This window comes from Streptomyces sp. NPDC102278 (genome assembly GCF_044766345.1).
Classification (GTDB): Bacteria; Actinomycetota; Actinomycetes; order Streptomycetales; family Streptomycetaceae; genus Streptomyces.
The window spans coordinates 507845-529189 of record NZ_JBIWLV010000001.1; the positions used below are offsets into that span (position 1 = coordinate 507845).

Consider the following 21345-nt stretch of genomic DNA (forward strand, 5'->3'; position numbering starts at 1 on the left):
CAGGGGTCCCGGGCGGGGGCGCTGCCGCGTTTGCCGGCCGGCTTCCGGACCGGCTCGGGCAGGGCGGCTCAGGCGTTCGGGACGACCTCGTAGCGCGGGGTGCCCTCGTCCATCTGCCGCAGGGCGTCCTTGCGGTCGCGCTTCGAGAGGCGGTCGATGTACAGGTAGCCGTACAGGTGGTCCGTCTCGTGCTGGAGGCAGCGCGCGAAGTAGCCGGTGCCCCGGACCTTGATCGGGTTGCCCCGCGCGTCCTGGCCGGTGACCTCGGCGTAGTCCGGGCGGGCCAGCGAGGCGTAGGCCGTCGGGACCGACAGGCAGCCCTCGTTGGAGTCGTCCAACACGCGGGCGGCGACCGGCAGTTCGACCAGCTTGGGGTTGACCACGACACCGGTGTGCCGCTTGCCGTCGTCGTCCGGGCAGTCGTAGACGAAGACCTTGGCGTCCACCCCGATCTGGTTCGCGGCCAGGCCCACGCCCTCGGCGGTCTTCTGGCTGGCGAACATGTCGTCGATCAACCGCGCCAGGTCGTCGCCGAACTCGGTGACGTCCTTGCATTCCCGGTGCAGGACCGGATTGCCGACCACAGTGATGGGGCGGGAGGTGCCGCGCTCACGGTAGGCGAGCTCGCGCGCCTCACAGTCCTCCGTGTCGACGACGTAGCCTTCCTCGTCGACCGGGACAACCTGGTTCTCCTGCTGCGCCATGTCCGCCGTACGCCTTCCGTAAGTCCGCCGAGTCACCGATGTGACCGGTACAGCCTACGGCCCCGGCTCAGCAGACTTCCTCCAGATCCCGCCACTCGCGACTGTCCGGGCTGTCCGCCACCCAGCCGTCGAGCAGCCCGCGCACCAGACCCGCCGGCGCCGCGATGCCGCACTCGCGCTCCGGCACCCACAGCGAGCCGGAACCGGTCGTGCGGTGGCCCAGCGGGCCGGGGTGGCCGGGCTCGCTGTGATCGTGCGGGTCCGGGTGCTGCTCGTCGCCCTCGTCGCTCGGCATCGCGCTCTCGGAGCACGTCCGGCACAGCAGCCGCACCGACGAGGACCAGTCCTCGGCGGCGAAGCCCGCGTCGGAGGCCAGCTGCTCCAGGGCGTCGCGGTCGGCCTCGGTGGCCGCCTCCAGCAGCACCACCCAGGTCGGCACCGGCGACGGCGCCCACAGCTCGATCTCGTCGAAGACGGGGTAGGAGGGGCCGGCCGCGGTGATCCGCTCGCCGTGCGGCACCCCGTCGTGCAGGACGACCTCGCCCCAGCGCCGCCCGGAGGACGGCAGCGGAATCGAGAGGACCTCGATCCGGGCCGGATCGAGCCTGCGTCCCCAGACGACCTCGGCCTCGCCCTCGGGCGAGAGCCGCACGGCGGCGCTGCCCAGGTCCATGCCCACGGGCTCGCCGCCCCCGCCCGTGCCGTGCTGGTCCCCGGGGACCTTCAGGCCGTACGCCTGCCAGGCCCGGCGGGCCAGTGGCCAGTCCTGGAGGGCGGTCGCGGCGATGCCGACGTTCCACCAGTCCGGGGCGCCCGTCTCGCGGTCCAGCAGGGCCACCGCGCGCAGTCCCGCGGCCCGTGCCTGCTCCCAGTCGTGCCGGAACTTGTGCAGCAGGGCCAGGTTGAACCAGGACTCGGACAACCAGGGCTCCAGGTCGGCCGCTCTGGTCAGCAGCGCGCCCGCGTCCTCGTACCGCCCGTCGCCGATCAGCGTGAACGCGCGGTCGGTGGCCTGCCGCCACGAGGCGGAGGGCCGATGCCGTACCTTCCCGAAGATCCTCACGATTCCCGCCTGCCGGTCCAACGGTGCAGCCTTGCGGGCACCCTCACGGACACTCTCACTCGCATCCAACCATGCCCACTCGGACGGCCGCTCATTACCCATGGGTTACCCAGGCGGGACGGGAACGACTCGGGCACGTCCGCCCCTGGCCAGAACCCTCGCCAGGGACTCCACGACCTCCGGCTGGTAGTCGTGCCCGGTGCCCAGCCGCAGGCGCTCCAGGGCGGCCAGTGAGCCGCCCGGGTGACCGCTCCCGCCGCACAGGTCGTCGTAGGCGTTCACCGCGCGCACGATCCGGGCGGCGACCGGCTGGTCACGGTACGGATCGGCCTGCCGCTCCACGACCACCGCGACCTCCGCCGGCACCCCCGTCTGCCGGGCCACCTCCCCGCCCAGCCCGGCGATCCGGCGGGCCTCGGCCGCGGGCAGCCCGGCGGTCGCCCCGGCCGGGACCGGATCGACGAGGGAGAGCTGCCCGATGTCGTGCATCAGCGCCGCGTACTCCAGCACCGTGAGCTCCCGCTCGGACAGCCCCAGCTCCCGCCCGACGGCGCAGCTCAGCGCCGCCACCCGCAGGGAGTGGCCCGGGCGGGTGTACCCGGCGATCTCGGTGGCCCGGGCCAGGGAGGTGATGGTCTCGCGGTAGGTGGTGCGGATCGCGGTGATCCGGTGGAAGGACAGCTGGGTGAGCAGCAGCGGCACGCTGAAGACGGGCAGGGACCACACCCCGGCCACGGCCACGCCCAACGCCATGACCAGGCCGGTCGCGCAGATCGCCGAGCCGATCCCGGCGAGCGCGCGCAGCTCGTCGCGCAGCAGGGGCCCGTACGGCCACCCGGTGCGGGACGCGGCGAGCGCGGCGGCGAGGACGGCGTCGCACAGGGCCGTCAGACCCAGCAGGAGCAGCAGGAAGAGGACGAGGTACGGGCCCTCGCCGACCCGGCCCTCCAGCCGGCCGGAGTGGTGCAGCGGCTGGAAACATACGGCGGCGAAGCCGACGGTGAGCACCTGGCGGGCCACGTGGTCGAGGGCGGGCCCGCGGCCCCGCGCCACGTGCGGCACGAGCCCGACGAGGGCCGCGGCCACCACGACGGCGACGGTCTGCAGGGCCCCGTGGTGGGTGGGATGCCCGGCGTTCTGGCCGAGCAGGGCGTACGCGAGGGCTCCGGCGGAGCCGAGGGGCGCGGGCCGGCGGTTCTCGGCGGTGAGGTTCCCCGCCGCGTCCCGGTGGTCGCGCCGGGCGAGTTCCCCGACGGCCACCAGGGCGCCGAAGGCGAGGGCGACGCCGGTGTCGGCGAGGCCGTGCCAGAGCGTGTGGCCCAGGGCCACGAGGGTGAGCAGGGCGGCGGCGGCGCGTACCGCCGGGGCGGTCGGCCCCCTCACGGGCCGGTTCCGGGGCGGTGTCCGCGTCGGCGTCCGGGGCGGGGCCCGGGCGCCGCCGACGGACCGCCCTGCGCCGGCAGGCCGGGCAGCGGGCTCTCGGCGGGGCCGCCCGAACCGGCCTGCCCGCCCGCTCCGGCCTGCCCGCCCGGGCCGTCGCCGGTCGCCGGGAGGTCCTCGTCGGACGTGACGACCGGATACCAGCCCTGGCGCCCGATGGCGCCGACCAGGGCCCGCACCATGGCCGGGTCGAACTGTGTCCCCGCGCACCGTTCCAGCTCGGCGAGCGCCACCGGCACCGGCCGCGCCCTGCTGTACGAACGCGTCGACGTCATCGCGTCGAAGGAGTCGGCCACCGCCACCACCCGGGCCGACACCGGGATCTGCTCGCCGCGCAGTCCGTACGGGTACCCCGACCCGTCGACCCGCTCGTGATGGTGGAGGATCGCCGCACGGGCCTCCCCGAGGAAGCCGATGCCGCGCACCATCTCGTGCCCGTACTCGGGGTGCAGTTCGATGATCCGGCGTTCCTCGGGGGTCAACGGCCCGTCCTTGCGCAGGAGTCGGGTCGGTACGCCGAGTTTGCCCACGTCGTGCAGGATGCCGGCGATGCGGACGACTTCCATCCGGTCGTCCGCCATCCCGAGTTCGCGGGCGATCATCGCCGAGGCCTGGCCGACCCGCTCGCTGTGGCCGCGCGTGTAGCGGTCCTTGATGTCCACGGCCTGCACCAGCGCGCGGATCGTGGCCTGGTGGGCGGTGCGCTCGCGGTGGTACTGGGCGAAGACCCAGCAGGAGATGTACATCGGCAGCAGGACCAGCAGGGCGGCGGGCAGTCCGTACGGGCTGCGCCACATGACGGCCATCATCAGTGCGGCCAGGCCGTGTACGCAGTGCGGGGCCAGGGGCCGCAGCGAGGGTCCGGCCCGGACGCTCGCCGCGGGGCGCCGCTCGGCGGCGACGAGGATCGCCCCGTCGAGGAGCGTGAGGACCAGGCAGAAGGCGACGGCGGCGACCGCCCCGGGAAGCAACAGGGAGGGGAAGTCCGCGACCCAGGCGATCGGATCGGCGCCCGGCACGCGCACACCGCCCGGCACGCGCACACCGGCCGGCCCCGGAACACCGCGCTCGGCCGGCGCCCGCCCGTCGAGCGCGGCCGGGCCGCCGAGCAGCCCGTACGTCCGTCCCGCCACCCAGGCTGCCGTCGCCTGCTGCGCCGCGTGCCACACCCGGCGCACCCCCGCCGGTCGCCGGACCACCTGTCCGGCCAGGGCTCCGGGCACGGCCACGAGCGCGGCGGCGGAGGGCGGGAGCAGGAAGACGGCGGCCAGCACGACGGGGAAGAAGGTACCGATGCCCTCGGGCACCCGGCCGGCGAGGTACGGGCAGATCCGCACCGACTCGCAGCCGAGGTAGAGGGCGGCGAGCAGCGAGACGGTCGGCCACGGGGTGTCGGGGCGGACGGCGGCCGGCAGCACGCACACCGAGGCCACGAGGACCGCGCACACGACGAGGACGCGCGCCGCCGGCGGAAGTACCCGCATGGCGCTCTCCTCCCCCTGGGCCGTGCACGCCGGGCACCGGAGCGGACCGGTACCGGAAGGGGAGAATAGGTGGGGCTCCACACGAAGTGGGCCACATTTTCACATTATGTCGTTCGGGTGCCCCCGGATTAGCACCTTCGAGTGAACGAAGGGAACGACCGGGGGCGGTTGTTCGGAAAGGCGCGGCCGGTGAATCCCGGCCGCCGGAGAAGGGCGGTCGCGGCTAGCCCGTCGCGGGGTCGGCCGTGACGTCGTGGTCGGGCACGGCCTGTCCCGAACGGATCAGTTCGATTCGTCCCATCACCTTCGAGCGCAGATCGGTCGGCACGTCGTCCGAACCGCAGCAGCGCTTCACCAGCTTCTTCACGGCCTGTTCGAGGCCGTACTTCTCAAGACAGGGATTGCACTCGCCGAAGTGTGTCTCGAACTTGGTGCAGTCGCTGTCGGGCATCTCGTGGTCCAGGAACTCGTACAGGTGATCCAGGACCTCGGCGCACTCCGTCTCGTGCGGCTCTCCGCAGCTCATGAGCCCGAGCCTTTCAGGTCGTTCGACTCTCCGGCGCCGGCGGGGACCAGCCCGCGCTCACGGGCATAGTCCTCCAGCATTCCGCGGAGTTGACGGCGCCCGCGGTGCAGTCGGGACATGACCGTACCGATGGGTGTACCCATGATGTCCGCGATCTCCTTGTACGCAAAGCCCTCCACGTCGGCGAGATAGACCGCGATGCGGAACTCCTCCGGAATGGCCTGGAGCGCTTCCTTCACATCCGAATCGGGCAGGTGGTCGAGCGCCTGCGATTCGGCGGAGCGAAGGCCCGTCGACATGTGCGACTCGGCGCGCGCCAGCTGCCAGTCCTCGATCTCCTCCGCCGCACTGCGCTGCGGTTCGCGCTGCTTCTTGCGGTAGGAGTTGATGAACGTGTTCGTCAGAATGCGGTAGAGCCATGCCTTGAGGTTGGTGCCCTCGCGGAACTGGTGGAAGGACGCGTACGCCTTCGCGTACGTCTCCTGGACCAGGTCCTCGGCGTCGGCCGGGTTGCGCGTCATGCGCAGCGCGGCGGAGTACATCTGGTCGAGGTAGCCGAGGGCGTCCCGCTCGAAGCGCGCGTTGCGCTCCGGGGTCGTCTCCTCCGCGTGGCCTTCGTCGGTCCCGGCGACAGGACCCACCTCCTCCGACAGCGTGGCGGCTCCGAAAGCGGATCCGCTCGAATCGGAGAATAGTCGACCTTCCCGGCCCTCCGCCGCCCGAAGCGTCCCGCGCTTGGGGGCAGGCAGCACCGTCCAGTCCAGGTCAGCGGCCTGCGGACGGTTCTGGCTGATGACCTGGGTCATGCGCTCCCTCTCCTCCGACGAACTTCCCGTACGTACCGACATTCGGCACAACAGAAGGCCCGGGCCCGGCATTCCCGGGGCCTGTGGGGGTGTGGAGGATCCGTCAGGTCGGGTCCGCGGGGCGCGTGAGACGGATCACGCGGGAATGCGTCAGGTCGGGCTCGCGGCGCCGGTTCGCGTCGGCAGCCGTCCGAGGGCTCACGCAGGCAGCCGTTCGAGCCATCGCGCGACGGCCCCGGTGATCACGTCGAGGGTTTCGTCCTGGGTGCGCTCGGCCCTCTTCGGCACCGCGAACCCGTGGTCGCCGTGCTCCACCGCGACGAGTTCGTACGGATGCTTCCCGGTCGGCTCGGGAAACTCCTCGGGCCGGCCGAAAGGATCCCGGCCGCCTTGGACCACCAGAGTGGGCCGCCCGGCGCCCAGCAGTTCCTCGGCCCGGGACTTCTCGGGCCGGCCCGGCGGGTGCAGCGGGAACGCCAGCGCCAGCACCCCGGCCGCGCCCAGTTCGGCGGCGGTCCGGCAGGCCACCCTGGCTCCGGCGCTGCGACCGCCGGCCACCACGGGCGGTCCGGGCCGTGTCAGCGCCGGCCACAGCCCGCGCCAGCCCTCGTCGAGCACCTTGGGCGCGGCGGCGACCTTCTTCCCGGCCACCCGCCAGGGCTGCTCGACCAGGGCCACGGTGATCCCGCGGGCCGGCAGGGCGGCGGCCAGCGCCCGCAGGTCCCGGGCCTCGATCCCGCCGCCCGCGCCGTGGCTCACGGCGAGCACCAGCCGGGCCTTCCCGGTCGCGGCGGGGTACCAGGTGACGCGGGCCTCGCCCGCCGGCGTCGGGACGCTCTCGGTACGCGTGGTCATGCGTCCCATCCTGCCCCGGTCAAAAGAGGGTCTCCTCCTCCGGCGCGGCCAGTTCCTCCAGCAGCTCGGGGCCGTTGTTGCGCACGCTGCTGACGGCGGTGGACACCGGGTACGCCCGCATGAGCCCGCCGGGCGGCGGCGCGAGCAGCGCCTGGAGCTCGTCGGGGTCGGTGCGCGCCGGGTCCAGCCAGGGGTCCCACCTGTCCGGGGTCAGCATCAGCGGCATGCGGGGGTGGACGTCGGAGAGCGACCGGGGGCCGTCGGCGGGGGCCACCCCCAGCGGCCCGGTCTCGGCCTCGGTGGTGATGACCGAGCAGGTCGCCCACCAGGCCATCGGATGCTCGTCGGGCAGGGTCCGGTCGCGCCAGAACTCGTAGATCCCCGCCATGGCGAACACGGAACCGTCGGAGGGCAGCACGAAGTAGGGCTGCTTGCGGGCCCGCTTCTTCTTCCCCTCGACCTCCAGCCGGCGCTCGTCGTGGGCGGTGACCCACTCGTAGTAGCCGTCGGCGGGGATGATGCAGCGACGCTGGGCGAAGGGGCGGCGGAAGGACGGCTTCTCCGCGAGGGTCTCGGCGCGGGCGTTGATCATCCGGGCCGCGCCCTCGGGGTTCTTGGCCCAGGAGGGGACCAGCCCCCACTTCACCACCCGCAACTGTCGAACCGGACGCGGGCTCGGCGCGTCCTTCAAGGGACGGTCGAGGACGACGTGGACCTCTTTCGTCGGAGCCACGTTCCAGTCGGGGGCCAAGGACTCCGGCTCCCACTTCTCGACGCCGAAGATCCCCGCCAGATCCTCCGGCGCCCGACTCGCTGCATACCGTCCGCACATGCCTGCAACACTGCCATGGCACCCGCCCACCACCGCAAGGAGTCCGCCACTCCATGGACAGCTTCACGACGGCCGGTCTCTGGGACCGGCTCACCGGCATACAGCCCGAGCCCGAGCTGTGGCTGGTGATCGCGACCGGGCTCGTCGCGCTGGCCGCCGTGGCGCCCCGCCCTGTGTGGCGGCTCTCCCGCAACGCGATCACCATCGCGCACGAGGGCGGTCACGGGCTGCTCGCGCTGCTGACCGGGCGCCGGCTCGACGGGATCCGGCTGCACTCGGACACCAGCGGGGTCACGGTCAGCCGGGGAAAGCCGACCGGGCTCGGCATGGTCCTGACGGCCGCCGCCGGATACACGGCGCCCTCGCTGCTCGGCCTCGGCGGGGCCGCGCTGCTGTCGGCGCACCGGATCACCCTGCTGCTCTGGGCGGCCACCGCGCTGCTGGTGGCGATGCTGGTGATGATCCGCAACGCCTACGGGCTGCTGACGGTGGTGCTGACCGGCGCCGGCTTCGTCCTGGTGTCCTGGCTGGCCCCGGCCGAGGTCCAGGCCATGTTCGCGTACGGGGTGGTGTGGTTCCTGCTGCTGGGCGGGGTCCGGCCGGTGTTCGAGCTCCAGGCCAAGCGGAGGAACGGTGGAGCCCCGGACTCGGACGCGGACCAGCTCGGTCGGCTCACGCACGTGCACCCGGTCGTCTGGCTGCTGATGTTCCACGCGGTCGCGCTGTGTTCGCTGATCGGCGGCGCGCGCTGGCTTCTCGCCCTCTGAGACGGGGACCACGACCGGCCGGCGATCAAGATCCGGGTGCGGGCGGAGCCACTAAAGTGGAGGCCATGACCGAGACCCCCGCGCTCCACGCCCTCTGGCCCGCTCCGCTCGCGGACGGCGCCGTCCACGCCACCGTCACCGTGCCGGGTTCCAAATCGGTCACCAACCGGGCCCTGGTGCTCGCCGCGCTCGCCTCCGAGCCCGGCTGGGTGCGCCGCCCGCTGCGCTCGCGCGACTCGCAGCTGATGTCGGACGCCCTGCGCGCGATGGGCGTCGGCATCGAGGAGACCATCTCCTCCAGTTCCGCCGACGGTGACAGCGGCGAGGCCTGGCGGGTCATCCCGGCCGCGCTGCACGGCCCGGCCACCGTCGACGTCGGCAACGCGGGCACGGTCATGCGCTTCCTGCCCCCCGTCGCCACCCTGGCCGGCGGCGACATCCGCTTCGACGGCGACCCGCGGTCCTACGAGCGCCCGCTGGGCGAGGTCATCAACGCGCTGCGTGTCCTCGGGGCCCGGATCGACGACGACGGCCGGGGCGCCCTGCCCCTGACCGTCCAGGGCGGCGGGGCCCTGGAGGGCGGCACGGTCGAGATCGACGCCTCCAACTCCTCCCAGTTCGTCTCCGCGCTGCTGCTGTCCGCGCCGCGGTTCAACCAGGGCGTCGAGGTCCGGCACATCGGTTCCGCCCTCCCGTCGATGCCGCACATCCGGATGACGGTGGAGATGCTGCGCGCGGCGGGCGCCCAGGTGGACACCCCCGAGGCAGGCGGCGAGAAGGACGTGTGGCGGGTCGCGCCCGGCGCGCTCCTGGGCCGCGACATGGTCGTGGAGCCCGACCTGTCCAACGCGCAGCCCTTCATGGCGGCGGCGCTGATCACCGGTGGCACGGTCACCATCCCCGACTGGCCGCGCCGCACCACGCAGCCCGGCGACGCGCTGCGCCGCATCTTCACGGAGATGGGCGGTTCCTGCGAGCTCACCGACGCGGGTCTGGTCTTCACCGGCACCGGGAAGATCCACGGCATCGACGTGGACCTGGGCGAGGTCGGCGAGCTGACGCCGGGCATCGCGGCGGTGGCGGCGCTGGCCGACTCGGAGTCGATCCTGCGCGGTGTCCGGCACCTGCGGCTGCACGAGACGGACCGGCTGGCCGCGCTGACCGCCGAGATCAACGGGCTGGGCGGCGACGTCACCGAGACCGCCGACGGTCTGCACATCCGCCCGCGCCCGCTGCACGGCGGTGTCTTCCACACGTACGACGACCACCGGATGGCCACCGCGGGCGCCGTGATCGGGCTGGCGGTGGCGGGCGTGGAGATCGAGAACGTGGCGACGACCGCGAAGACCCTGCCGGACTTCACGACGATGTGGACAGACATGCTCGCGGGAGCGGGAGCGTAGGGCCCGTCATGCGCAGGTACGGCAAGAACACCGACGAGGACGACATCCGCTCGCGCCCGAACCGCAAGGGCAATCGGCCGCGTACGACCATCCGCCCCAAGCACGAGGACGCCTCGGAGGGCTTCGTGCTGACCGTGGACCGCGGCAGGCTGACCTGCCTGGTCGAGGACCGCACGGTGCACGCCATGAAGGCGCGCGAGCTGGGCCGCAAGGCGGCGGTGGTCGGCGACCGGGTCTGGATCGTCGGTGACCTGTCCGGCAAGAAGGACACCCTCGCCCGGATCGTGCGGCTCGAGGAGCGCAAGTCGGTCCTGCGGCGCACCGCGGACGACGACGACCCGTACGAGCGGGTGGTCGTCGCCAACGCGGACCAGCTGGCCATCGTCACGGCGCTGGCCGATCCGGAGCCGCGGCCCCGGATGATCGACCGCTGCCTGGTGGCGGCGTACGACGCCGGGCTGGAGCCGCTGCTGGTGCTCACCAAGTCCGACCTGACGTCCGCCGACAAGATCCTGGAGATCTACTCGACCTTCGGCCTGAACTACGTGGTCACCAACCGCGAGGAGCTGGCGACGGGCGACGCGGCGGAGCGGGTGCGCGAGCGCCTGAACGGCCGGATCACGGCGTTCGTCGGCCACTCGGGCGTGGGCAAGACCACCCTGGTGAACTCGCTCGTCGCGGCGGACCGCCGGCGCGCCACGGGCCATGTGAACGCGGTGACGGGCCGGGGCCGGCACACCACCACCTCGGCGCTCGCACTGCCGCTGCCCTCGGGCGACGGCTGGGTGATCGACACCCCGGGCGTGCGCTCGTTCGGTCTGCACCACGTGGACCCGTCCCGGGTGATCCTGGCCTTCCCCGAACTGGTGCCCGGTACCGAGGGGTGTCCGCGCGCGTGCAGCCACGACGAGCCGGACTGCGCGCTCGACAAGTGGGTGGAGGACGGCCACGCGGACCCGGCGCGGCTGTACTCGCTGCGTCGGCTGCTGGAGACGCGGGAGCGCCGCGAGGGCGACTGATCCGATCGGCGCCCGGCCGTCCGGCGGGGGGCCGTGTTTGTGGGAGCACCTGTCGGGATAGATGCTTGATCGCACCAAGTGACGCGATGTCACATGACGCGGGGAGGCGTACGCCATGGCGTGGCTGCTGGTCGTGGTCGCCGGAATCCTGGAAACGGGTTTCGCGGTGTGCCTCAAGCTGTCCCACGGCTTCACCCGCCTGTGGCCGACCATCGCCTTCGCCTGCTTCGCCCTCGGCAGCTTCGGCCTTCTGACGCTCGCGCTGAAGAAGCTCGACGTGGGTCCGGCGTACGCGGTGTGGACGGGCATCGGGGCGGCCGGGACGGCGATCTACGGCATGGTCTTCCTGGGCGACCTGGTGTCCACCCTCAAGCTCGTCTCGATCTCGCTGGTCATCCTCGGCGTCATCGGACTTCAGCTGTCCGGTTCGGCGCACTGACCAGGCGCAGGAGTTCCCCGGTCCCCGGCTCCTCCCCCGGGGCGATCACATAGGACAGCGCGAGCCGTACGACGAGTTCGCACCGCCCCGCCGTTTCCGGTGTGAGCGCGGCGGACGCCCGGTCGCGGACCGCCCGGATCAGTTCCCCCGGGCCGAGCGCCGGGACGCCCGGTCGGGACCCGCGCCCGGGCGGCGCCGGCAGGTTCCCGTTCCACGAGCCGGTCAGCAGGGCCTGGACCACGGGGCGCGCGCGGGCCGCCCGTACGGTCCATTCGGCCACTCCCGCGAGCCGGTCGGCGGTGCCCGTCTCGGCGCCGAGGGTCCGGTCCACGCCGTCGAGGTACCAGTCGGCCTCGCGGCGGACCAGGGCCCGGCCCAGGCCCGCCTTGCCGCCGAACTCGTTGTAGAGGGTCTGGCGGGACACCCCGGCGGCGGCCGCCACGTCGACCATCCGCACGGCGGGCCAAGGGCGCGCGGACAGCGCCGCTCCGGCCGCTTCCAGCAAGGATTCCCGGGCCGCCGGCATCGACGCCTCCCCCGATTGGCACACCCGATTGGCTCTCCGGCCAGAGTTGACGGGCCGACAGATCCTGTCAAGGGCGCCTCTCGGCCGTACCGTGGACGGCGTTCGCGGGGCCGCGCCGGTCTCGATACTGTTCGACCATGCCCGAGTATGACGATGACCTCCGCCTTGCCCTTGAGCTCGCCGACGCGGCGGACGCCGCCACGATGCAGCGCTTCCGAGCCCTCGACCTGCTGGTCGAGACGAAGCCGGACATGACCCCGGTGAGCGAGGCCGACAAGGCCGCCGAGGAGATCGTCCGGGCGGGCATCCTGGCCGCCCGCCCCGGCGACGCGATCCTGGGCGAGGAGTACGGGTTGCAGGGCGAGGGGCCGCGCCGTTGGGTCGTGGACCCCATCGACGGCACGAAGAACTACGTGCGCGGGGTCCCGGTCTGGGCGACCCTGATCTCCCTGATGGCGCGGGACCCCGACGACGCCGACGGTGGCGACGGGGCCTTCCGCCCCGTGGTCGGCGTGGTCTCCGCGCCGGCGCTGGGCCGCCGCTGGTGGGCGACGCGGGGCGGGGGCGCCTTCTCGGGCGGCGCCCTGGGCGGGACCACCCGGCTCGGGGTCTCGAAGGTCGCGACCCTGGACGACGCCTCCTTCGCCTACTCCTCGCTGAGCGGCTGGGAGGAGCAGGGCCGGCTGCCCGGCTTCCTGGACCTGACGCGCGCCTGCTGGCGCACCCGCGGCTACGGCGACTTCTGGCCGTACATGATGGTCGCGGAGGGCTCCCTCGACCTGTGCGCCGAGCCGGAGCTCAGCCTGTGGGACATGGCGGCCCTGGCGGTCGTCGTCGAGGAGGCCGGCGGCCGCTTCACCGACCTGGACGGCGTCGAGGGCGTGCACGGCGGGAACGCCGCCGCCTCCAACGGTCTGCTCCACGAGGAGATGCTGGCGCACCTGCGCCCGCGCGGCTGAGGCCCGCGCGGCTCAGATCCGCGCGGCTCGGGTCCGCGCGCCGAGGCCCCGGCGCGCGTCCCTGCGGGCGGATGCGCCCGCGCGTGTCGAACGCGCCCCTTGATGACCCTCCGTGTTCGTGGGAATCTGAGGATCCCCCCGCTTGTGCGCTTGTGAAGGGCTTCTCGAAGTGCGACGCGCACGACCTTCGCCCGCGCACCCACCCGAGCGGGGGATCACCCAGGAGGTGGCTCCCTTCATGCTCGTCCGTGACGCCATGAGCACCGTGATCCTCACCCTCGGACCCGCGCACACCCTCCGTCAGGCGGCCTGCCTGATGTCCGGCCGGCGCGTGGGCGCGGCCGTCGTCCTCGACCCCGAGCACAGCGGAATCGGCATCCTGACCGAGCGCGACATCCTCAACTCGATCGGCGCGGGGCATGACCCCGACCGTGAGTCCGTGGGTGCGCACACCACCAACAACGTCGTGTTCTGCACCCCGGACGCCACCGTTCAGGAGGCCGCCGAGGCCATGGCGCACGGCGGTTTCCGGCATCTGATCGTGCTGGAGGACGGTGGCCCGGTGGGCATCGTGTCCGTCCGCGACGTCATCCGCTGCTGGGCCCCGGCCCGGCGCAGCGCCGTACCGGCGTAGCCCCCGCGGGCCGGGCCCGTCGCCCGGGCCCTTCGGTGGAACGCCGACGGGCCGGCCCTCCCGAGGGAGCGCCGGCCCGTCTTTCGCCACGACAAGCGGTGCGTCAGCCGCGAAGGGCCTGGACCGCGGCTTCCAGCCGCTTGCCGAAGTCGCCGTCCGCCTGGCGGAAGTTGTTGATCGCGCGCTCGACGATGTCCTCGCGCGAGACCTTGGCGATGAACCCGGACAGGTTCTCGATCAGCCGCGCCTTCTCGTCCTCGGAGTAGAGGCGGTAGAGGTTGCCGGCCTGGACGAAGTCGTTGTCCTCACGGTGCACCGCGGCCGGGTGGTTGCCCGTGCCGCCCGTGAGGGGGACCGACTGCCACAGCGGGCGGTCCGTCTGGTGCGGGCCGCCGAAGCTGTTCGGCTCGTAGTTCTTCGCGCCCTTGTGGCGGCCGTCGTAGAGGTGGCCGTCACGGGAGTGGGTGCGCGCCTCGGTGGCGTGCGGACGGTTCACCGGCAGGTGGTCGGCGTTGATGCCGACGCGGTAGCGGTGGGCGTCGCCGTAGCCGAACAGGCGGCCCTGGAGCATCTTGTCCGGGGACGGACCGATGCCGGGGACGAAGTGGGCCGGGCTGAAGATGCTCTGCTCGACCTCGGCGAAGACGTTCTCCGGGTTGCGGTTGAGCTCCAGCTTGCCGATCTCGATCAGCGGGTAGTCCGCGTGCGGCCACACCTTGGTGAGGTCGAACGGGTTGAAGCGGTAGTCGGCCGCCTCGGCCGCGGGCATGATCTGGACCTGCACGGTCCAGGACGGGAAGTCGCCGCGCTCGATGGCCTCGCGCAGGTCGCGCTGGTGCGAGTCGGGGTCCTCGCCGGCGAGCCGGTTGGCCTCGTCCTGGGTGAGGTTCTTGATGCCCTGGTCGGTCTTGAAGTGGTACTTGACCCAGAAGACCTCGCCGGCCTCGTTGTTCCACTGGAACGTGTGCGAGCCGAAGCCGTTCATGTGGCGGTAGGACGCCGGGATGCCGCGGTCACCGAAGAGCCAGGTGACCTGGTGGGTCGACTCGGGGCTCAGGCCCCAGAAGTCCCACACGTTGTCGGCTTCCTGCGAGCCCGTGTACGGGTCGCGCTTCTGGGTGTGGATGAAGTCGGGGAACTTGATGGCGTCCTTGATGAAGAACACCGGGGTGTTGTTGCCGACGAGGTCGTAGTTGCCCTCTTCGGTGTAGAACTTCAACGCCCAGCCGCGGGGGTCGCGCACCGCGTCGGCGCTGCCGAGGTTGCCCGCGACGGTGGAGAAGCGCAGGAACGTCTCGGTCTCCTTGCCGACCTCGGACAGGAACTTCGCCCGGGTCCACTGCGAGACGTCGCGGGTGAGCGTGAAGGTGCCGTAGGCGCCGGCGCCCCGGGCGTGCACCACGCGCTCCGGGATCCGCTCGCGGTTGAAGTGCGCGAGCTTCTCCAGCAGGAGTTGGTCCTGGACCAGTACGGGGCCGCCGATGCCGGCGGTCTCGCTGTTCTGGTTGTCTGCGACCGGAGCCCCGGCCTCCGTGGTGAGCGGTCCCTGCGTCACGTGCGCCTCCTGCGTCATTCCTGCCTCGTCCTGTCCCTCGGCCCACCCTCGGGCCGTGCCGTACTCGATCCTACGATGGACTTTGTCTAAGTCAAGTAATCATCCAATCTCGCACTTGATCGGGAGTTACACGGAGTCCCCACGCTGTTAGGCTGGCGTCCATGAGTGACCTGCTGCAACGACTCCGCGGACGCGGATGGCGCATGACCGCACAGCGGCGCGTCGTGGCCGAGGTGCTCGACGGTGACCACGTTCACCTGACGGCAGACGAGGTGCACGCACGTGCCGTGACGAGGCTGCCGGAGATCTCCCGGGCGACCGTCTACAACACGTTGGGCGAGCTCGTGTCCCTCGGCGAGGTCCTGGAGGTGTCCACGGACCGCCGCGCCAAGCGGTACGACCCGAACGCGCACCGGCCGCACCAGCACCTGGTGTGCGCCCTCTGTGGCGCGATCCGCGACGTCCATCCGGCCGGCGACCCGCTGGCCGACCTGCCCGACGGCGAGCGCTTCGGCTTCGTGGTCTCCGCCGTCGAGGTGACGTACCGCGGGGTCTGCCCGAACTGCGCGGTCGCCTGACCACCCCGGAACCACACGAGAAGGGCCCGGAAGCATTCCGCTTCCGGGCCCTTCTTCGTACCGCGCTTTCCATCCGGGAACGATCCGGAAACGACCGAAGGCCCGGATCCATGGGATCCGGGCCTTCGGCATTCAGTAGCGGGGACAGGATTTGAACCTGCGACCTCTGGGTTATGAGCCCAGCGAGCTACCGAGCTGCTCCACCCCGCGTCGGTAAACCTGACTTTACGGGAGGCCCCCCGGCAGATGCAAATCGGTTAACCGGCCAGTCCTCGAGGCAAGAGACGGGGGGTCCTGCGGGCGGAGGAGGTACGCGCCGGTGCCCGGATCGTCACGGGCGAGCGGGCCCGTGCCGCGGACGTGGACGGGGACCCGGTGGCGGCGGACGGCATCTGGTCCGCGTCCCGCCCGACCCTGTCGGCGACGGCCCCGGTCCGGGAGTACGCGCGGCGTTCCGGTCCGCTCGGCCCTCGACGCGTACACCCGCCTGCGCCGCCCCCGGACGGCCCGCATGAGCGGGTCGGCCGTCCCGGGGGGTCAGGCCGAGAGTTCCTCCGCCAGCGCGTCCCGCAGCCTGGCGGCCCGCTCCGACACCTCCGCCGGTCCCAGCTCCATGGCCCGCACGCACCACTTCTGCCCCTCCGTCAGGTCCCCCTGACGCGCGGCCAGCAGCCCCAGCCGCAGCGCGGCCCGGCCGTGTCCGGACACGGCCGCCCGCGTCCACCACAGCGCCGCCTCCGGCTCGTTGCCCTCCCGTGCCAGCAACAGGCCCAGGTTGAAGGCCCCGTTGCGGGAGCCGGCCTCGGCCGCCTCCCGGTACCACCGCGCCGCCATCGCCAGGTCACCCCGCGCGGCGGCGAGCATCCCGACCCGCACCTGCGCCCGGCGGTGGCCGTGCTCGGCGGCCCGTTCGTACCACTCCTCGCTCTCGGTGCGCGCGGCGCCGCCCGCGGACTCGCCGAGCGCCGGCGGCTCCGGCGGCGGGGCCAGCGACTCCAGCAGCGAGGCCAGCCGGAAGGCCGCCTCCGCGCTGCCGCCGCCCGCCGCGCACCGCAGGTGGCGTTCGGCGGCCCGCTCCTCGCCGTCCCGCACGAGGGCGATGCCGACCTGGAGCGCCGCGTCGGTGTGTCCCGCCGACGCGGCCCGCTCGTACCACTTCAGGGCCGTGCGGTCCTCGTCCCGGCCGGCGAACAGGATCCCGAGGTTGAAGGCGGCGTCCACGCTGCCCGCCTCCGCCGCCTTGGAGAACCACGGCTCGGCGCCCTCGGTGTCGCCGCCCTGCAACAGCAGGATGGCGAGCGCGTTGGCCGCCTCGCGGTGGCCCGCGTACGCCGCGCGCCGGTACCACTGCTCGGCCTGCGCGGTCCGCTCCTGTGCGGCGCACAGCAGAGCGAGGTTGTACGCCCCGTTCTGGTCGCCCGCGTCCATGGCTGCCCGGTACCACTTCTCGGCCGTCTGGGTCTCTCCGCGCGCGGCGTGCAGCGCGCCCAGCGCGTTGGCGGCGTTGCCGTCCCCGTCCTGGGCGGCCCGGTGCCACCACGCGGCCGCACTGTCCTCGTCGCCGGCGTCGCGCAGCAGGAACCCGAGGGCGCAGGCCGCCCGGGCCTCGCCCTGTTTGGCGGAGGTCAGGTACCAGCGCCCGGCCTCCTTGAGTTCCCCGCGTGCCTCCAGCAGCGCGCCCAGGTGCAGGGCGGCCCGGCGGTGTCCGCGCGCGGCGGCCTGCCGGTACCACTGTTCGGCCTCGGCGGGGTCGCCCTTGCGCAGGTGCCGCGCCAGTCGGTACGCGGCTTCGCGGTGCCCCTGTTCGGCGGCGGCACGGAACCAGCGCTCGACCCCCCGGTCGCCGCGGTGTTCCAGCAGGTCGGCCAGTCCGTACGCGCCCAGGGCATGGCCGGATTCCGCCGCCTGGCGCAGCCAGTACTCGGCGGCGGGCTCGTCCCCCCGCTCGCGGTAGTAGCGGCCGAGGGCGTGCGCGGCGGGTGCGGATCCGGCCACGGCGGCGACGCGCCACCAGCCGGCGGCCTCTTCCGGGTAGCCCCGCTGGTGCAGCAGCACGCCGAGGTTGTTGGCGGCGGCCCGGTCGCCCTCGCCCGTGGCTCCGCGCAGGTAGGGCTCGGCCCCGGCCAGGTCGCCGCGGCGCAGCAGCAGCGCCCCGAGCACGCTCATGGCACCGGGGTCGCCCTTGTCGGCGGCCACCCGGTGACGGGCTTCCAACTCGGCGTCACTGGCCACGTCGGTTTCACCGAAGGCTTCGTCCGCGAAATCCGCATCGGTCAGTGCGGTCTGCGCGTTAACGGTGCGAGCCGCCTCAACGGCTCCCGTGCCCGGCTCGGCCTCCGCCCTCACAAACCGCCCTGTCTCCAGCAGAGTTGACCTGTCCCCCATAAATCCCATCGTCGCATCACCTGCTACCCGCGTACACCTGGTATGTCGCAGCCAGTGAGGTCACTACAGCGTTTTGTCGACATGCCCACAGAGAGACAAGTCAAACACGCTCCTGCTCCAACTCACCCGCCCCAGCGACCCCGTGTCCGTCACGCGTTCGTCACGCGCTTCGTCCGCGCCCCTTCGCGGACATGACGAAGGCCCGGATCCCATGGGATCCGGGCCTTCGTTTTCAGTAGCGGGGACAGGATTTGAACCTGCGACCTCTGGGTTATGAGCCCAGCGAGCTACCGAGCTGCTCCACCCCGCGTCGGTAAAACCACAGTAGCACGACGCGGGACGGAGCCATTACCAAGTGATCGTCAGCCTCCGGGCTTGGGAGCCGTGAGCTTCGCCTCGGCGTCGATCGCCCGCTGAAGCGCCGCCTTGATGTCCTCCTGCGCCTTGCCGAAGGCCGTCCAGTCACCGGACTGGCGGGCCTTCTCGGCCGCCTCGATGGCCTTCTGCGCGTCCGACAGCGCCGCCTTGACCGTCGGGTCCTGGGCGGTCGGCGGGGTGACGGTGCCTTCACCCGGCGGGTTCTCCGGGGTCACGGGCACGGTCGGCGCCTCGGCCCCGAAGACCACGTTCAGTGCCTTCTCCAGCGTGTCCTCGAAGGCCGTCTGGCCGCCGTAGGTCACGAGCACCTTTCGCAGCAGCGGGTACTTCAGCCCGGAACTGCGGACGTACACCGGCTCCACGTAGAGCATTCCGCCGTCGAGCGGCACCGCGAGCAGGTTTCCGTACTCGACCTCGGAGTCACCACCGCGCAACAGGCGGATCGACTCCGCGATCTTCGGTTCGGACTGGAACTTGCTCTGCACCTGCTTGGGGCCGTCGACCGGCTTGCTGGTCGGCAGCTTCAGGATTCTGATCTTGCCGTAGTCCGGGGTGCCCGGATCGGCGTTGACCGCCATGTAGGCGCTCAGGTTGTCCCGCTCGTTCGGCGTGAACGTCGTCGTGAGCGAGAAGACCTGGTCCTTCTCCTGCTGACCCGGCATCTTCATCGACAGGTAGTACGGCGGAAGCGCCGTGCCCGCCTTGACGGTCGGGTCGTCCGGGACGGCCCAGGCCTCACTGCCGCTGAGGAAGGTCTGCGGGTCCGTGACGTGGTAGCGGGTGAGCAGCTCGCGCTGGACCTTGAAGAGGTCCTGCGGGTAGCGCAGGTGGTCCATGAGCGACTTGGGGATCTCGCTCTTGGTCTTCACCGTGTCCGGGAACGCCTTCATCCACGTCTTGAGGACCGGGTCCTGCTTGTCCCACTGGTACAGGTCGACCGTGCCGTCGTACGCGTCGACGGTCGCCTTCACCGAGTTGCGGATGTAGTTGACCTGGTTCTCCTGGGCGACCACCGCGCGCTGGCTGTTGGTCAGCGAGTCCGCGGTGCTCTGGCCCAGCGTGGTGCGCGAGGCGTACGGGTAGCCGTTGGTCGTCGTGTACGCGTCGACGATCCACTTGATCCGGCCGTCGACCACCGCCGGGTACGGCGCCCCGTCGATGGTCAGCCACGGCGCGACGGCCTCGACGCGCTCCTTGGGCGTGCGGTGGTACAGGATCCGCGAGCCCTCGCCGATGGCCCCGGAGTACAGGATCTGCGGCTCGCTGAAGGAGAGCGCGTAGGCCGCCCGGTTGATCGGGTTGTCGAGATTGACCCCGGAGCCGCCCTTGTAGCTCGTCTCCTTCTCGCCCTTGTCGTCGGAGTAGTCGAGCTCCTTCTGCGGCCCGCCGACGATCGAGTACTGCTTCGTCATCTCGCCGTAGTAGATGCGCTGCTCGAAGTCCGTGCCGAACATGCCCTTGGAGGGCAGGTCGGACTGGGTGAAGTCGGGGGCGCCCTGGTCACCGACGGTGGTGCCCTTGGCCGCGACCACGCCGTAGCCGTGCGTGTACTTGAAGTGGTCGTTGATCCAGTTGTTCTTCGGGATGCCGCCGATGTTCAGTTCGCGCAGGCCGATGACCGTGTCCTGGCCGTTGTACCGGTCCACGGCGAGCGTGGACGGGAAGCCGTAGTAGCCCTTGACCTGCTGGAGCTGCTGGAAGGCCGGCGAGACGATGTTCGGGTCGAGGAGACGGACGCTGGCCGTGGTGTCCGCGGTCTGGCGCAGCTTGGTCTTGTCCTCGGTCTGCGGCACGCCCGGGTAGTCCTTGACCTCGGACTGGGCGATCCCGTAGGCGTCGCGCGTCGCCTTGATGTTCTTCTGGACGTACGGCGATTCCTTGGCCTGCTCGTTCGGCTGGACCTGGAACTTCTGCACGATCGCCGGGTAGAGCCCGCCGATCAGGATCGCCGAGAGGACCATCAGGCCGAAGCCGATGACCGGCAGCTGCCAGGTCCGGCGCCACAGGGTGGCGAAGAACAGGACGGCGCAGATCGCGGCGATGGCGACGAGGATCGTCTTGGCCGGCAGGTACGCGTTGGCATCGACGTAGCGCAGGCCGGTCCAGTTGTCGGCGGCCTTGAAGTCGCTGGACTTCACGGCGAGGCCGTACCGGTCGAGCCAGTACGCGATCGCCTTGAACGTCACGAAGAGGCCGAGCAGCACCGACAGGTGCCCGGTCGCGGCGGCCGTGGCCCGGGCGCCGGGGCTGGTCACGCGCAGCCCGCCGTACAGGTAGTGCACGACGGCGGCGGCGATCACCGACAGCACGATCGCCGCGAAGCCGAAGCCGAGCAGGAACCGGTACCAGGGCAGGTCGAAGGTGTAGAACGACACGTCCAGGCCGAACTGGGGGTCCTTCTGCCCGAAGGGCACCCCGTTCACGTACATCAGCCAGGTCTTCCACTGGCCGGACGCCGAGGCGCCGGCGATCAGGCCGACGATGGCGGCGATGCCCAGGAGCAGCCACTTCTTGTACGGGGCGACGCTCATGCGGTAGCGATCGAGGCTCTGCTGCTCCATCGACATCGCGCTGAGCGGCGGCCGCAGCCGGTGTGCCAGCCAGATGTTGAACCCGACGGCGGCCGCCATCAGCAGGCCGAAGACGGCGAAGAGGCCGACCTTGGTCCACAGGGTGGTGGTGAAGACCGTGGAGTACTTGACGGACCGGAACCAGAGCCAGTCGGTCCAGAAGCCCGCGAACATGATGAACAACATGGCCAGGACGGCCAGGACGCCCAAGGTCATCAATAGAGTCCGGGCACGCCGGGACGGGCGGCCGACTCTCATCCGTGGCCCGGAGGGGCCTCCGCCGCGGTCCGGCATCTGGAAAGCCAAGGTGCGCACCTCTGAAAGTCGCTGGGTCTGGTCATCAACGGGGCCCCCGATCGTAGAGCCCACTCATGCAACTTACTGAGGCTTTAGTCAGTTCCCGGTATCGGGTGGAAAGGAGG

At 71.9% G+C, this 21345-nt stretch carries 19 protein-coding genes and 2 tRNA genes; 7 read left to right on the plus strand and 14 right to left on the minus strand.

Annotated features, from left to right (window positions below; genetic code table 11):
- Positions 1–68: 68 nt before the first annotated feature.
- The 8 genes from def to ACIRO3_RS02310 all read right to left on the minus strand — a co-directional run bounded on the left by def (position 69) and on the right by ACIRO3_RS02310 (position 7710).
- Positions 69–704 (minus strand): peptide deformylase, encoded by a 636-nt coding sequence (def, locus tag ACIRO3_RS02275; protein ID WP_361771049.1) that lies wholly within the window; start codon positions 702–704, stop codon positions 69–71.
- Between the two features lie 67 nt (positions 705–771).
- A complete protein-coding gene (locus ACIRO3_RS02280) occupies positions 772–1767 on the minus strand; it encodes a hypothetical protein (RefSeq protein WP_361771047.1) in 996 nt (331 codons plus the stop codon).
- 105 nt (positions 1768–1872) lie between these two features.
- Complete coding sequence (locus ACIRO3_RS02285; RefSeq protein WP_361771045.1) at positions 1873–3150, minus strand: HD domain-containing protein; 1278 nt, start codon at positions 3148–3150, stop codon at positions 1873–1875.
- Positions 3147–4691 (minus strand): HD-GYP domain-containing protein, encoded by a 1545-nt coding sequence (locus tag ACIRO3_RS02290; protein WP_404131646.1) that lies wholly within the window; start codon positions 4689–4691, stop codon positions 3147–3149. The genes ACIRO3_RS02285 and ACIRO3_RS02290 overlap by 4 nt, the downstream gene beginning before the upstream one ends.
- A 223-nt stretch (positions 4692–4914) precedes the next feature.
- Positions 4915–5217 carry a mycothiol system anti-sigma-R factor gene (rsrA, locus tag ACIRO3_RS02295; protein ID WP_053676413.1) on the minus strand — a complete coding sequence of 101 codons (303 nt, stop codon included), beginning with the start codon at positions 5215–5217 and terminating at the stop codon, positions 4915–4917.
- On the minus strand, positions 5214–5858 hold the full coding sequence (locus ACIRO3_RS02300) for a sigma-70 family RNA polymerase sigma factor (RefSeq protein ID WP_008741505.1): 645 nt from the start codon (positions 5856–5858) through the stop codon (positions 5214–5216). The genes rsrA and ACIRO3_RS02300 overlap by 4 nt, the downstream gene beginning before the upstream one ends.
- Before the next feature lie 363 nt (positions 5859–6221).
- Positions 6222–6878 carry an alpha/beta family hydrolase gene (locus tag ACIRO3_RS02305; protein ID WP_404131648.1) on the minus strand — a complete coding sequence of 219 codons (657 nt, stop codon included), beginning with the start codon at positions 6876–6878 and terminating at the stop codon, positions 6222–6224.
- Between the two features lie 19 nt (positions 6879–6897).
- Positions 6898–7710 (minus strand): SOS response-associated peptidase, encoded by an 813-nt coding sequence (locus ACIRO3_RS02310; RefSeq protein WP_404131650.1) that lies wholly within the window; start codon positions 7708–7710, stop codon positions 6898–6900.
- Positions 7711–7763: 53 nt separating this feature from the next.
- Here ACIRO3_RS02310 and ACIRO3_RS02315 point away from each other — a divergent pair, with 53 nt between their 5' ends.
- The 4 genes from ACIRO3_RS02315 (at position 7764) to ACIRO3_RS02330 (ending at position 11338) form a co-directional block, all read left to right on the plus strand.
- Positions 7764–8477: a M50 family metallopeptidase gene (locus ACIRO3_RS02315; protein ID WP_361771036.1), complete on the plus strand. Its 714-nt coding sequence runs from the start codon at positions 7764–7766 to the stop codon at positions 8475–8477.
- 65 nt (positions 8478–8542) lie between these two features.
- Entirely contained in the window at positions 8543–9880 is a 1338-nt protein-coding gene (aroA, locus tag ACIRO3_RS02320) for a 3-phosphoshikimate 1-carboxyvinyltransferase (RefSeq protein ID WP_361771034.1), read from the plus strand.
- A gap of 8 nt (positions 9881–9888) precedes the next feature.
- Positions 9889–10899 (plus strand): ribosome small subunit-dependent GTPase A, encoded by a 1011-nt coding sequence (gene rsgA / locus ACIRO3_RS02325; RefSeq protein WP_361771032.1) that lies wholly within the window; start codon positions 9889–9891, stop codon positions 10897–10899.
- A 115-nt stretch (positions 10900–11014) separates the two neighbouring features.
- Complete coding sequence (locus tag ACIRO3_RS02330) at positions 11015–11338, plus strand: multidrug efflux SMR transporter (protein WP_030225858.1); 324 nt, start codon at positions 11015–11017, stop codon at positions 11336–11338.
- Here the strand turns inward: ACIRO3_RS02330 and ACIRO3_RS02335 are convergent.
- Complete coding sequence (locus tag ACIRO3_RS02335) at positions 11304–11864, minus strand: TetR/AcrR family transcriptional regulator (RefSeq protein WP_361771029.1); 561 nt, start codon at positions 11862–11864, stop codon at positions 11304–11306. The genes ACIRO3_RS02330 and ACIRO3_RS02335 overlap by 35 nt on opposite strands.
- A gap of 137 nt (positions 11865–12001) precedes the next feature.
- Between ACIRO3_RS02335 and hisN the strand changes: the two genes are divergently transcribed.
- Together hisN and ACIRO3_RS02345 are read left to right on the plus strand one after the other, a co-directional pair.
- The gene (hisN, locus tag ACIRO3_RS02340) at positions 12002–12823 is read left to right on the plus strand and encodes a histidinol-phosphatase (protein ID WP_361771027.1); all 822 of its coding nucleotides are present in this window, start codon (positions 12002–12004) and stop codon (positions 12821–12823) included.
- Positions 12824–13061: 238 nt separating this feature from the next.
- Positions 13062–13457, plus strand: a complete 396-nt coding sequence (locus ACIRO3_RS02345) for a CBS domain-containing protein (RefSeq protein ID WP_361771025.1) — start codon at positions 13062–13064, stop codon at positions 13455–13457.
- A 103-nt stretch (positions 13458–13560) separates the two neighbouring features.
- Here ACIRO3_RS02345 and ACIRO3_RS02350 read toward each other — a convergent pair whose 3' ends face one another.
- On the minus strand, positions 13561–15030 hold the full coding sequence (locus tag ACIRO3_RS02350) for a catalase (RefSeq protein WP_361771023.1): 1470 nt from the start codon (positions 15028–15030) through the stop codon (positions 13561–13563).
- 143 nt (positions 15031–15173) lie between these two features.
- On the opposite strand from ACIRO3_RS02350, the gene ACIRO3_RS02355 reads away from it, so the two are divergent.
- A complete protein-coding gene (locus tag ACIRO3_RS02355; RefSeq protein ID WP_366147247.1) occupies positions 15174–15590 on the plus strand; it encodes a Fur family transcriptional regulator in 417 nt (138 codons plus the stop codon).
- A 136-nt stretch (positions 15591–15726) separates the two neighbouring features.
- Here ACIRO3_RS02355 and ACIRO3_RS02360 read toward each other — a convergent pair.
- The 4 genes from ACIRO3_RS02360 to ACIRO3_RS02375 form a co-directional block, all read right to left on the minus strand.
- Positions 15727–15800 (minus strand) — tRNA-Met (locus tag ACIRO3_RS02360).
- Between the two features lie 327 nt (positions 15801–16127).
- Positions 16128–17984, minus strand: coding sequence for a tetratricopeptide repeat protein (locus ACIRO3_RS02365; RefSeq protein ID WP_404131655.1), 1857 nt, complete (start codon positions 17982–17984; stop codon positions 16128–16130).
- Between the two features lie 227 nt (positions 17985–18211).
- Positions 18212–18285: transfer RNA gene (locus tag ACIRO3_RS02370), tRNA-Met, on the minus strand.
- 52 nt (positions 18286–18337) lie between these two features.
- On the minus strand, positions 18338–21217 hold the full coding sequence (locus ACIRO3_RS02375; RefSeq protein WP_404132320.1) for a UPF0182 family protein: 2880 nt from the start codon (positions 21215–21217) through the stop codon (positions 18338–18340).
- Positions 21218–21345 lie beyond the last annotated feature (128 nt).